Origin of the sequence: Lysinibacillus zambalensis (genome assembly GCF_040183165.1) — a bacterium.
GTDB lineage: Bacteria > Bacillota > Bacilli > Bacillales_A > Planococcaceae > Lysinibacillus > Lysinibacillus zambalensis.
In genome coordinates this window covers 153143-165853 of the sequence record NZ_JBEGDG010000007.1, presented here as the reverse complement: position 1 = coordinate 165853, position 12711 = coordinate 153143, and the positions used below count along the sequence as shown (strand labels likewise).

The 12711-nt window shown below is 36.9% G+C and carries 11 protein-coding genes and 1 pseudogene; 9 read left to right on the top strand and 3 right to left on the bottom strand.

Annotation, left to right across the window (positions count from 1 at the left end; translation table 11 throughout):
• Window positions 1-21: 21 nt before the first annotated feature.
• From ABNX05_RS11840 to ABNX05_RS11800, 9 genes are all read left to right on the top strand, one after another.
• Complete coding sequence (locus tag ABNX05_RS11840; RefSeq protein ID WP_349659940.1) at window positions 22-699, top strand: precorrin-3B methylase; 678 nt, start codon at window positions 22-24, stop codon at window positions 697-699.
• Between the two features lie 404 nt (window positions 700-1103).
• Window positions 1104-2117, top strand: coding sequence for a LacI family DNA-binding transcriptional regulator (locus tag ABNX05_RS11835; RefSeq protein ID WP_349659939.1), 1014 nt, complete (start codon window positions 1104-1106; stop codon window positions 2115-2117).
• 52 nt (window positions 2118-2169) lie between these two features.
• Window positions 2170-3132: a nucleoside hydrolase gene (locus ABNX05_RS11830; protein WP_349659938.1), complete on the top strand. Its 963-nt coding sequence runs from the start codon at window positions 2170-2172 to the stop codon at window positions 3130-3132.
• Window positions 3133-3153: 21 nt separating this feature from the next.
• A complete protein-coding gene (locus ABNX05_RS11825) occupies window positions 3154-3750 on the top strand; it encodes an ECF transporter S component (protein WP_349659937.1) in 597 nt (198 codons plus the stop codon).
• 69 nt (window positions 3751-3819) lie between these two features.
• Entirely contained in the window at window positions 3820-4563 is a 744-nt protein-coding gene (locus ABNX05_RS11820; protein WP_349659936.1) for an energy-coupling factor transporter transmembrane component T family protein, read from the top strand.
• On the top strand, window positions 4560-5426 hold the full coding sequence (locus tag ABNX05_RS11815) for an energy-coupling factor ABC transporter ATP-binding protein (protein ID WP_349659935.1): 867 nt from the start codon (window positions 4560-4562) through the stop codon (window positions 5424-5426). The genes ABNX05_RS11820 and ABNX05_RS11815 overlap by 4 nt, the downstream gene beginning before the upstream one ends.
• Complete coding sequence (locus ABNX05_RS11810) at window positions 5419-6237, top strand: energy-coupling factor ABC transporter ATP-binding protein (RefSeq protein WP_349659934.1); 819 nt, start codon at window positions 5419-5421, stop codon at window positions 6235-6237. The genes ABNX05_RS11815 and ABNX05_RS11810 overlap by 8 nt, the downstream gene beginning before the upstream one ends.
• A gap of 8 nt (window positions 6238-6245) precedes the next feature.
• On the top strand, window positions 6246-7133 hold the full coding sequence (gene rbsK, locus ABNX05_RS11805; RefSeq protein WP_349659933.1) for a ribokinase: 888 nt from the start codon (window positions 6246-6248) through the stop codon (window positions 7131-7133).
• Between the two features lie 186 nt (window positions 7134-7319).
• Complete coding sequence (locus ABNX05_RS11800) at window positions 7320-9308, top strand: S9 family peptidase (RefSeq protein ID WP_349659932.1); 1989 nt, start codon at window positions 7320-7322, stop codon at window positions 9306-9308.
• Window positions 9309-9421: 113 nt separating this feature from the next.
• Here ABNX05_RS11800 and ABNX05_RS11795 read toward each other — a convergent pair.
• The 3 genes and pseudogenes from ABNX05_RS11795 to ABNX05_RS11785 all read right to left on the bottom strand — a co-directional run bounded on the left by ABNX05_RS11795 (window position 9422) and on the right by ABNX05_RS11785 (window position 12698).
• Window positions 9422-9963 (bottom strand): annotated as a pseudogene (locus ABNX05_RS11795) (GNAT family N-acetyltransferase).
• A gap of 558 nt (window positions 9964-10521) precedes the next feature.
• Window positions 10522-11718 (bottom strand): class I SAM-dependent rRNA methyltransferase, encoded by a 1197-nt coding sequence (locus ABNX05_RS11790; protein ID WP_349659931.1) that lies wholly within the window; start codon window positions 11716-11718, stop codon window positions 10522-10524.
• A gap of 62 nt (window positions 11719-11780) precedes the next feature.
• Complete coding sequence (locus ABNX05_RS11785; RefSeq protein WP_349659930.1) at window positions 11781-12698, bottom strand: alpha/beta hydrolase; 918 nt, start codon at window positions 12696-12698, stop codon at window positions 11781-11783.
• Between the last annotated feature and the right edge of the window lie 13 nt (window positions 12699-12711).

Genomic DNA, 12711 nt, shown 5'->3' with positions numbered 1-12711 from the left:
TTTTCATAAGGAGAAGTATTTATGAATGCATTCCGTTCGAATATACCGGACAAAACCTTCGAAAACTTAAACATTAATGGGGATTTTACTCGCCTTGCCGTAAGCCCAGGCATTATTAATAAACATTATACCCCTGCACAATTCCAAACAATAGCAAAGGTTGTAGGGGAAAAGGGTGCCATAAAATACTCTGCCTCTTACAGCATATTATTATCTATCCCAACAGTAGAAGTTGAAAAGACGATTGAGGAGCTAGAAGACGCTGGCCTTTATGTGGCAAAGCAAGGTCCGATTGTAGAGATGAAAGCGTGTGATTTTTGTGATGGTGACAAAATGGAGGCAGCACCAATTACAGAAAAGCTATATCATTCATTAAAAGGAATCACTGTCCCTACAAGATTACGTGTAAACGTCAATGGCTGTGCCTCTGCTTGTTATAATGCGGTGTATGATGATATTGGGCTTGTTTATCAAAAGGATAGCTTTGATGTCTATTTAGGAGCAGTGCCGATGGGAGCGAATGCAAAAGCTGGGACACTCTTTGCGAAAAAGGTAGGAGTAGAGCTTATTGAAGGCTTTCTAAAGCAAATCATTGAGCTCTATCAGAAACATGCTCGTCCGAATGAACCCTTTTATAAATTTTATCGCAGAACAAATTCTGCTGATTATTGGAAAGATTTAATCTTACTATTATCATAACGATGTCTCTTAGCGACTGATTACGTCTGATAAATCGCTTCATGTGATGATAGAAAATTAGAAGTATTTTATCATCAACATATCAATTTGCCTTACTAAAGAGGCTTGGGCATAAGAAAACTAAAATTTTCACATTTTAAAGCGCAAGAATTTATCATTTTAAAAACTGATTTCTTGCGCTTATTAAGTTTTGTCCCATCTTCTTATTTACAAAAAATATTGTTGAGTTGTTTCGATTTCATATAGATAGTGTTACTTGTCATAACAAGGCTTGTGTTTATTATTTTCTGATTATTCAGAAATAATAATGACAATTTGACTATGTCATGATATGGTAGTTGAGAAAACGTTTTCGTAAAACGTTTTCTTAAAATGTGATTTTATAGTAATAGTAGGTGAAGATTGTGAGACGATGGACCATTAAAGACATTGCGAAACAAGCGGGTGTTTCCATTACCACTGTTTCTCGAGTATTGAATGAAAAAGAAGAGGGAATGTCTCCAAAGACACGTGAAAAGGTACTAAAAGTTATGGAGGAGGTAGATTTTCAGCCTAACCAATTTGCTCGTGGTCTTGTTACGAAGCGATCGAAAATATTTGGGTTAATTATTCCGAACATTTCTAATCCTTATTTTCCGGAATTATGTAGGGGGGTGGAGGATGAAGCGAATGAACGAGAATATAGTTTAATCATCTGTAATTCTGATGATCAATCTGATAAAGAGAAGCGATATTTGCGACTATTAGAAGAACAACAGGTAGATGGAATCATTTTTTCTGCAAAAGATTCTTTGGAGTCTTCGGATGAAGAGCAATTATCGCGTGCAAAAATTCCTTTCATTCTCGTTGATAGGGGAAAAAGTGAAAAAAATCATTCCAGTGTTTTATTAGATAATGATAAAGGTGGATATTTAGCAGGAAAACATTTAACAGAACTGGGACATAGAAAGATAGCGTGCATTATTGGTCCAAAGTCTATTTCTTTGACTAATGACCGTTTAGAGGGTTTCAGAAGAGCATTGGCTGAATCAGGGGTTGAACTTTCGCCATCGCAAATTATTGAAGGGGACTTTCAGATGGAAATGGCGTACCAAAAGTCCAAAGACCTCCTTATGAAAAAAGAGGTAACGGCAATATTCGCCTTTAATGATGTGATGGCATTCGGTGTTTATCGTATGGCTCACGAGCTTGGGATTCATATACCAAGGGATTTATCCATCGTAGGCTTTGATGACATTCCGTTAGTATCTGCATTAATACCAATGCTTACTACCATTCGTCAAGATACTTATCTAATGGGACGGGAGGCTGTGAAGCTTTTAATACAAAAACTTGAGAATAATGAAACGCAATCTATTATGTTTAATCCGACTCTAGTAGTACGAGAAAGTAGTACATCACCTAAATTATTACTGTAATTTATCATCATAGAACAGTAAAAATTATAGATTAACTATAGGAGTGAACTTGATGAAAAAAATACCAGTAATTATTGATTGTGACCCAGGAATTGACGATGTAATGGCGCTATTATTAGCTTTTTCTCGAGATGATCTGGACATAAAATTAATTACAACGGAACCAGGAAATCAAACTCAAGAAAAAACGATCTACAATGCTAGAGCTTTTACAAGTTACATGAAACAAAATATTGAAATCGCAAGAGGATTAAAGGAACCTTTATTCCGCGAACTTGAGGTTGCTAATGATGTTCACGGGGAGAGTGGGTTAGGAGAAGTTATTTTTCCGGAGCCGGATTTATTTGAAAGCGATAGAACAGCCTTAAATGCTTTAATTGCTGTTTTAACTGAAAGTGAAGAACCTATCGTTTTAATCGCAACTGGCCCACTTACAAATATCGGAGCATTACTACTTGCTCATCCAGAAGTGAAAGAAAAAATTAGCTATATTTCGTATATGGGTGGTGCAGCTGTATCTGGCAATATGAGTCCTTTTGCAGAGTTTAATGTATATGTTGATCCACATGCAGCCGATATCGTTTTTCGTTCTGGAATTCCTATCATTATGAGCGGACTTGATGTTACTCATAAAGCGTATATCAATATGGAAGAATTGAATCAAATTGAAAGTATGGATACAGATTTATCTCAAAAGATTGGGGCAATGCTGCGCTTCTATATTTTAAATGCAAAAAATAATGATTTTCAAGAAACGGATTTTGAAAATAGTTTTCGTTTGCATGATCTTTGTGCTGTGTCCTATGTTGTCACTCCGGAACTTTTTGAAGGGAAAAATTGCTTTGTAGCGGTTGAAACAGAAGGGCGTCATACTGCTGGTGCGACGGTTGTAGATTACATGCACCGTTCTGGCAAACCTCATAATGTAAAAGTTTTGCATTCGGTAAATCGTGGAGCTTTTGTCAATCAATTTATGGAAGCGGTTGCGAAAATGGGCCGTCAAATCAATCAATAATAAAAAGGGTGGGAATCCAAGATGAAACGTAGTTTTAAAGATGATTTTAATATGATGTCTATGCTTCTTATTCCAATTGGTGTAGCTGTTAATATTGTCGGTTTTCAAATTGCTAACGTTTTAAGGCTCCCTATTTTTCTTGATACGATTGGAACCATTTTAATCGGAGTCGTTGCTGGTCCTTGGGTTGCATTACTTGCTGGTTTAATTACCAACCTTATTAATGGTATTTTCAATCCTACGTATTTTCCATATGTCATTACATCGGTGGCAATTGGGTTAGGAGTAGGATACTTGTCCAAAGGTGGAATGTTTAAAAATATTCCTAAAACGATTATTTCCGGAATTGTGATTACATTTATTGCTGTTATAGTTTCTGCTCCGATTACAGTGTTAGTTTTTGGAGGAGCAACAGGAAGTACAGGATCTCTCCTTACAGCAACATTCCTTGCTTCAGGACAAAAAATTTGGAGTGCCGTGTTCGCTTCATCCTTTATCTTTGAAATTGCTGACAAAGTAGTATCTGCTCTAATCGTTTACTTTATTGTAAGAAAAATGTCTGATCGCTATTTATCAAAAATGAATTACGGGACTCTATACATGAAACGTGAAGACTGACAGTAGTTTCATGAATTCTTTCCGTTCTGCCTGAGCGGAAAGATCTACTTTTTCTGAGGAGGGTTCACAGTGCAGAAAAATTTCATTCAACAATTGCATCCATTGACTAAATTTTTCTTTGCATTACTTGTATCAGCTGCCGTACTTATAATTCCAGGGTTTAAATTTTCATTTCTAGTTTTTCTAATTTTACTTCTAATCGCTGCCGCTGCAAGCGTTTTGAATGAATTTTTTGGAACTGTTGTGAAGGCTTTGTTATTTTTACTAATTATCGTTTTCCTCATGCAGCTCTTTTTCTATCCAGGTGATCATCTGATTGGACAATGGGGAATATTCAAATGGACTGAGGAAGGCTTGAATTATGGATTATCGCTTACTTCTCGTATTCTTGCGATGGGTTCTGCCTTCATATTATTTTTCCGTTTGACAGAGGTTCGTGACTTTGTAAAATCGCTAGAAGATGCTGGCTTACCTCCAATGGGAGCGTATGTTGTTTTATCCACATTACAAATTATTCCTGAAATGCGACGCCATGCTAACACAATTATGGATGCGCAAAAAACACGTGGAGTAGAAACGGAAGGGTCAATGTTCATAAGAGCTAAAGCATTTATTCCAACCTTAACTCCTCTCATATTATCATCTATATCAAGTACTGAGGAACGAGCAATTACTTTAGAATCGAGAGCATTTTCTGCTCCAACAAAGAAGACTAGTTTGCATAAGTTAACAAAAAGTACAGCTGATCGAATTTTACCATTCGTCTATATTCTCATTTTAGTAGGATTGGTGTTATGGAGGATACTTACATGAATAAGATCATTGAAATGAAAAATGTCTCCTATCGATATCCAGTTAGTGATGATTGGAATATAAAAAATGTGTCTTTTACAATTGAAAAGGGGAAATTTACAGCCATTATTGGCAACAATGGATCGGGGAAAACGACTCTTTGTAATATCATACGTGGATTCATTCCACACTTTTATAAAGGCAACCTTGAAGGGGACGTTATTGTCGATAATAAAAGAATAGTAGAATACCAATTAGGTCAATTAGGAGAAAAAATTGGATATGTCTTTCAAAATCCTTTTATCCAAGTATCAGGAGTAAAAGATACTGTCTTTGACGAAGTAGCGTATGGGCTCGAAAATTTAGGTGTAGAAGTAAATGAAATAATAGAGAGAGTAAATGAAATATTAAAGCTTATTAAAATCGAGCATTTACGAGAAAAACACCCAATGGAGCTGTCGGGTGGTCAACGCCAACGTGTTGCGCTTGCTTCAATCATCGTAATGAATCCAGATATCCTTGTCATTGACGAGCCAACATCTCAGCTAGACCCAATTGGAACGGAGCATGTATTTAATATCATTCGTCTTATGAAAGATAAGGGGAAAACAATTATCCTAGTAGAACATAAAATGGACTTAATTGCTGAATATGCCGACAATTTAATAGTCCTCCACGAGGGAGAAATTGCTTTACAAGGTTCGACCCGAGCTGTTTTTGCCGATTCACGCTTTGGAGAATATAACATTCAATATCCTCATGTAACCGAGGTCGCTCTTAATTTAAAGAAAAACGGTGTTGCATTAAAATATGTCCCGATTCGTAACGAGGAATTACCTGAAAGCATTAGTTGGGCAAGCATAGGGGAGTGTACTTATGACTGAACTTCAATTTAAAAATGTCAGTTTCGCTTATCCCGATGGAACAAAAGCATTAGAAAATTTGACACTTACTGTTCCTGCTGGGCAACGCTTAGCCATTATTGGACAAAATGGGGCCGGAAAGACAACGGCAGTAAAATTAATGAACGGTCTTTTAAAACCAACTGAAGGCGAGGTAACTGTTGGGGATTGGCATACAAAAGATTATACGACAGCACAAGTTTCTCGAAAGGTTGGCTATGTATTTCAAAACCCGGACGATCAAATTTTCCATAATAATGTGGCATTAGAAGTCCAGTTTGGTCCTAAAAATATGGGCTTTGATTCAGAACGTGTATCGCTTTTAACAGATTGGGCGATGAAAGTATGTGGAATTTATAATGTTTCTCACGAAAATCCTTATAATCTTCCCTATTCGGTTCGTAAATTTGTTACCATTGCGTCCGTTTTGGCAATGGATTCCGATGTGATTATTTTAGATGAGCCGACAGCTGGGCAGGATCGGGTCGGATTAGATTTATTAAGTAAGCTTTTAGACGAATTAGAGGGAAAGGGAAAAACTGTTATTGCGATTACGCACGATATGGAATTTGTCACGGATTATTTCTCTCGTATTGTTGTAATGGCAAATCGAAAGATTATTGCAGATGATGATTCAGAACGCATTTTCTATAATCCTTCGATATTAGAAGAGAGTATGCTGAAACCGCCTGCAGTTGCTAAAATTGCCAACTTATTGGGTTTGGAGAAAGGTATTTTGACAAAAGACCAATTATTATCCGTATTAAAGGAAAGAGTTTTAATGAGAGGGTGATAACTGGTATGGATATTTCATTAGTTGGGAGCATTAACATAGATCTTGTTTATCGTGTTCCTTATATCGTTAATAATGGTGAAACGCTTCATAGTACGTTCCATAGTGTTCATTTCGGTGGAAAGGGTGCGAACCAAGCTGTAACTGCAAGCCAGCTAGGAGCAAACGTTCATTTTATTGGAAAAGTAGGTAAAGATGATTTCGGGGAACAGGCTATAGACAATTTAAGAAATAAAGGCGTTTATGTTGATTTCGTTCAAAAGGAAGGAGCAACTGGGCAAGCGATTATTCAAGTGACAGATGCCGGTGATAATGCGATTGTTTTATTTTCCGGTGCAAACTTTTTAGTTACTCCTAAACAAATTGAACAAGAAACACATATCTTTTCTTCAAGTAAGGTACTCCTTCTTCAACTTGAAATACCGCTTGATACAGTTGAAAGGGCCGTGGAAATCGCATCTCATCATAGAAAAATCGTTATCCTAAATCCAGCACCAACTCATCGATTACCAGATTCATTATTGGAGAAAATTACATTTTTAACGCCAAATGAAACAGAACTTGCTCAATTAACGGGTATTGAAACGACAACGGAAGAAAATATTCGCTCCGCATGTCGTTTATTGCTAGAAAAAGGGGTTGGGACAGTGGTCGTTACACTTGGATCAAAAGGCTCTTTTTATATGAATCATGAAGAAAGTGGCTGGGTTCCAGCGTTAAGCGTTGACACAATAGATACAACTGGTGCCGGAGATGCATTTAATGGTGCTTTGGCAGTTGGACTATGCCGGGGAGATTCGCTTCGAAGTTCGATCGATTTTGCCACGAAAGTTGCCGCTTATGTCGTTACACAAATGGGGGCACAACCATCAATCCCGGATTCACTCTTGAAATAAATGATAGCCGTAGCTGTTCGTAATTATTACGAACAGCTATGTTTTTTTATACGCAAGTCATTAGTGGGTATTCGAAATCCACTTTAGAATAAAAAACAATTTCTCCGAAAAAGGAGGAATAATGCTTAGTGTATCGAAATATTGTACTAAGTAACCAAATTTTCACACAAAGGGGATAGGGAAGTTATGACATTGAAACAAGGGATAAAACCAGAAGATCTATATGAATTAAAATCAGTGGCGGATCCACAAGTATCACCTGATGGAACAGAAGTGGTGTATGTACAGACTCATATTGATGAGAAGAAAAAGGACTATGTGTCTAATTTATTTTACATAAATCTGGATGATAAAAAAACGCAACAATGGACATTTGGGGAAGATAAAACGCATTCACCTGTTTGGTCTCCGGATGGCAGTAAAATCGCGTTTGTGTCATCGAGAAATGGCAAACCACAAATTTTTGTTCTTTCAAAAACAGGCGGGGAAGCGAAACAAGTTACGAATTGTAAAAACGGTGCGACATCGCCTACTTGGTCTCCTTGTGGAGAGAAAATTGCCTTCTCTGTACAGCTTGGTAAAGATGAAAACATTGATGATAAAGTTGAGAACAATCAAAAGGAAGACAAAGAGCTAAAACCACTTGTAATAGATAAGATGAAACATAAATCAGATGGAGCTGGATTTATGGATATGGAGCAATTTTCTCAAATTGCGATCGTTCATCTTGCATCAGGAGAATTAGAGCTACTGACGGAAGGGAAACATAATTTACAGCTTGGTACATGGTCTCCAGATGGAAAATATCTTTCGTACATTGCGGACTTAACAGAGGATCTAGACTTTTCATTTATATGTGATATTTATTTATTGGATTTAGAAACGAAACATGGTCGCAAGCTAACAGATGGGTCAGGGGTGTTTTACCAAACTTCATGGTCTCCGAACAGCCGCTTCATAGCTTATGTTGGAAACGAAAGAGAATTTGAAAATGCAACACAACCAAAGCTATGGATTTATGATTTGGACAATGATAATCAGATTTGTGTTACGAGTGAATTTGACGCGCCTGTCGGTGATTTTGCTATCGGTGATTTCCTTCAAGGTGTTGTTCCTCCACGCCTTCAATGGTTAGAGGATAATAAAAGCTTTTACTTCCAATTGACAGATCACGGAAATACATCTATTTATTTTGGCAATCTATCAGGAGAATTGTATCCAGCTATTCATGATGATCAATATGTATATGGTTTTTCACTTGATGCTAAAAATGATAGAGCGGTAGTCGCAATCAGTACGACTACAAACCCTGGGGATCTATTTTACGTAAATTTAAATACCGGTGAAAAGGAACAGCTTACTACAGTTAATGAAGAATTTTTACAGACGCGAGCATTATCTGTCCCAGAAGCAATTGAATTTGAAGGGGCAGATGGCTGGAAAGTAAACGGCTGGATGATGAAGCCTATTGGATATGAAGAAGGGGAGAAATACCCACTTATTCTTGAAATCCATGGTGGTCCGCACGCAATGTATGCTAACTCTTATTTTAACGAATTCCAAATCCTTGCTGCAAAAGGCTTTGCGGTACTATATACGAATCCTCGAGGAAGCCATGGTTATGGTCAAAAATTTGTGGATGCAGTACGTGGTGATTATGGCGGCAATGATTATAATGATCTAATGGCTGCTGTTGATTATGCATTGGAGCAATATGATTTCATTGACCAAAAGCGTCTCGGCGTTACAGGTGGAAGCTATGGGGGCTTCATGACAAACTGGATTGTTGGACAGACAAATCGATTTAAAGCAGCTGTTACGCAACGTAGCATTTCTAACTGGATTAGCTTTTACGGCGTAAGTGATATCGGCTATTACTTCAATGACTGGCAGATTCAAGCGGGACTAGACGATATCGAGAAGCTATGGCAACATTCACCACTTAAGTATGTAGACAACGTGGAGACGCCATTGTTAATTTTACACGGCGAAAAAGACTATCGCTGTCCGATTGAACAAGCAGAGCAATTGTTTATCGCCTTAAAACATCGTAAAAAAGAAACGAAATTTGTGCGTTTCCCTGAAGCCAATCACGAACTTTCAAGGAGCGGAAAACCAACGTTACGAATTAATCGACTAGAATATATTAGAGATTGGTTTGTAGACTATCTATAAGAAAAATATTGGTGGCTTAAGAAGTGGAAATACTTCTTAAGCCACCTTTTTATAGGGAGGGAAAAATCTTTTTTATCTTGAGGAAGGAAATAGATGATTGAAATACTTTTTAGCTATTGATTAATTATTCCGTAATACACCAAATCCTCATATTTTCCGTCTTTAATGATGTGATCCTTTAAAATTCCTTCTTGTTTCATGCCGATCTTGTCCATTACTTTTCCAGAAGCGGGGTTCGTTGAAAAATATCGAGCAAATACTTTATGCAATTTCTTTTCTTCAAAAGCGAATTGAACAATCGACTGCGCCGCCTCCGTGGCATAGCCTTTTCCCAATGCTCCTCGCCAATCCAATAGGCGATTTCACCTTGCTTAAAACGTTTATTATTCGATAATGCAATGGCTCCATATAATTCGCCGATTTCCTTATCTGTAACTGCAAACTCGTACGAAATATCCTTCGTAAAATTATCGTAATGATGTTCCATCCATGATAATGCATCATCTAAACTATATGGATAAGGTAGGTACATCGTGCTTTTGTATATATTATAGTTATTGCAAAGCTTTGCAATCGTTTTTGCATCAGTTGTTTCAAATAATCTAAGAACGAGTCTTTCTGTAGTAATCATTAATTTTTCATGAACATATCCCATTTAATCATCTCCGTTTATCGATATTTAGAGTAATTTAAGAACCCAAAATTTTAGCAAGGAATAAGAAAAATAAATAGAAACAGAAAGAGGAAACACATAAGCAAATAACAAAGATGGACATTAAGTTGTCAAGTAAACTATTTGTTTTATAAACATAAATAATCCGAAACCGATTCCTAATAGAAATATTAATGGCCAAAAATATGAAATGATATTAAGTGCTAAAACATTAGATGTTGAATTAATAAAATAAGTTGTACAAATTAATCCAAAAGTAACTGAAGTCATTGTCATAATGAATGATTTCATTTTTAATAATTCCAGTCTAAATCACTCCTTTTTAAGTTTCCTACCTTTATTTTCTGTCTTGTACTATCTGATATATGCCCCAGGAAAGCACCCAGTTGGAACAAAAATTAACCCTATTATTTGACGATATATCAATAATTTGTATTATAACATTCTAAGAATTCTAACAATATGGCAGGAGGGTTAATATAAATATTTCTGCCAAACAAAAAGACAGAATCATTTGGGAGTGATTCTGTCTAATTTCATTTAGTTAAGTTTTTGAATGAAAACAACTTTTAAGTAATTGAATTCTGGATATTCACGTGTGGCACGGAAATCCTTTGGTAAGCTAAATTCTTCAACAATTTTATAGGCTGTTTTAGTTTCTTTAAATGCTTGGTTAATAAAGCTCTTGAATTTTTTCATCCCAAAGCTTGCATTGTTCGTTGAGGCAACGATGATACCGTTTTTCTCCGTAATAGCGATTGTATCTACTAGTAATTTAGGGTAGTCTTTCGCAGTTGAGAACGTTCTTTCCTTCGTACGTGCAAAGCTTGGTGGATCTAAAACTACAAGGTCAAATTTTAAATTGTGGCGCTGAGCATATTTAAAATAGTTAAAGACATCCATTACTTTAATGTCCTGTGATTCGTAATCAATGCTATTAACGCTAAATTGTTCAATTGTTTTGGCTAAACTACGCTTTGCAACATCCACACTTGTTGTTTTTACTGCTCCTCCAAGTGCCGCTGCGACAGAAAATGCCCCCGTATAGGAGAACGTATTAAGCATATTTTTACCTTCCGCATAACGTTCACGAATGGCAAGTCTCACTTCACGTTGATCGAGGAAAATACCTGTCATGGCGCCATCGTTTAAATTAACTGCGTATTTCATATTATTTTCCGATACGATAATGGGGAATTCGCCAGGCGTTCCCATGACAAAATCGTCCTGTTCCATATACTGACCTTTCGTATCGAAACGTTTTTTCTCATATATAGCCTTGTAGTCTACTGTCTCTGCAAGGGCTTCATACACTTCTTCTTTAAATGAATAAATGCCGGCGCTATACCAGCTCACCATATAGTAAGAATCGAAAAAGTCAATCGTAAGACCGCCAATGCCATCACCCTCGCCATTAAAGATTCGGAAGGCTGTTGTTTGAGGATTGTTGAAAAATGCTTCACGATTTTGTATGGCCTTATTAATTTTTTTCATAAAAAAGGCTTTGTCTATTTTTTCGTTTGCATCGGTCGTTAGCACCCAACCAATACCTTTATTTTGTATGCCATAGTATCCTGTACCAATAAAACGGTTATGATTATCCATAAGTCTTAGTAGTGCACCTTCTTCTTTTGGAAGATGACGTGCATCAACTGCATCTTTCGAAATAAGAGGGTAGCCTTTTTTTAATTGATCAGAAAATGGATTGTTAATTTGTAAAGCAATAGATTGTGTCATGTTGTCATCCTTTAAAAAACGTTTTGCTCTATTATCGCACTATTTTATGTCGATAGACAAACTTATTTCACGAAATTAGCAATTTTTTCAGCTGTTTCAATCGTCGCTTCTTCAAAAAAGTTCATTTTACTAAAGTAACTATGGATTAAACCAGTCATATTGACATGTTCAACAGTCACTCCGGCGTCTGTAAGCTTATGCGCGTATGCAAGACCTTCATCGTAGAGGACATCTGCCTCAGCAGCAATAATGATTGTTTTCGGTAAAACACTGAAATCCTCAATCTGAAGTGGAGAAACAAGTGGATTCATATAGTTTTGTTCATCTGTGTAATGACCTGTAAACCATTGCATTCCTCGTTTGTCTAAGCCAAAGTGTTCACCGTATGCATTGTAAGAAGCCGTTGTAAAATCAACATTGACTACAGGATAAATAAGTGCCTGCGCTTTAATCACTGGTCCATTAAATGTAGCAGCTAAATAGGCAGCTACTGTTGCTAAGTTTCCACCTGCGCTATCACCAGCGACTGTCAGATTTGTTGCATCTCCACCAAAATTTTGGATGTTTTCGCTTACCCACACTAAAGCGTCATAGGCATCGTAGAGTGGTGTAGGGAATGGGTATTCTGGAGCTAAGCGATAATCAACTGATATAACAATGGCTTGTGCTTTTTCTGCTAGTAGCTGACAGCCTGCATCGGTAGAGTCTATATTTCCAAATACCCAACCGCCTCCATGATAATAAACAATGACAGGAAGCTTTTCGTCTAAAACAGGTTTATAAATGCGCACATTAATTTGCGCACCATCTCGAACGGTTATTTTTCTATTGTCAATTGCCGCAAGTTGTGGGCTGTGTGGTGATGTCCATTTTGGCACAACTCGAATGGCTCTCGCTTCTTGTGGTGATAGTTCATAATACTGTTTAGAAGAATCACTTGCTTTTATATAATGGATCGCTTCATCTCTTAACTTCGTCATCTTCATCAATCCT

Coding starts and splice junctions, on each gene's coding strand:
- ABNX05_RS11800 (WP_349659932.1), top strand. CDS start 7,320: ATGACATTGAAACAAGGGATAAAACCAGAAGATCTATATGAATTAAAA.
- ABNX05_RS11815 (WP_349659935.1), top strand. CDS start 4,560: ATGAATAAGATCATTGAAATGAAAAATGTCTCCTATCGATATCCAGTT.
- ABNX05_RS11840 (WP_349659940.1), top strand. CDS start 22: ATGAATGCATTCCGTTCGAATATACCGGACAAAACCTTCGAAAACTTA.
- ABNX05_RS11825 (WP_349659937.1), top strand. CDS start 3,154: ATGAAACGTAGTTTTAAAGATGATTTTAATATGATGTCTATGCTTCTT.
- ABNX05_RS11830 (WP_349659938.1), top strand. CDS start 2,170: ATGAAAAAAATACCAGTAATTATTGATTGTGACCCAGGAATTGACGAT.
- rbsK (WP_349659933.1), top strand. CDS start 6,246: ATGGATATTTCATTAGTTGGGAGCATTAACATAGATCTTGTTTATCGT.
- ABNX05_RS11785 (WP_349659930.1), bottom strand. CDS start 12,698: ATGACGAAGTTAAGAGATGAAGCGATCCATTATATAAAAGCAAGTGAT.
- ABNX05_RS11810 (WP_349659934.1), top strand. CDS start 5,419: ATGACTGAACTTCAATTTAAAAATGTCAGTTTCGCTTATCCCGATGGA.
- ABNX05_RS11790 (WP_349659931.1), bottom strand. CDS start 11,718: ATGACACAATCTATTGCTTTACAAATTAACAATCCATTTTCTGATCAA.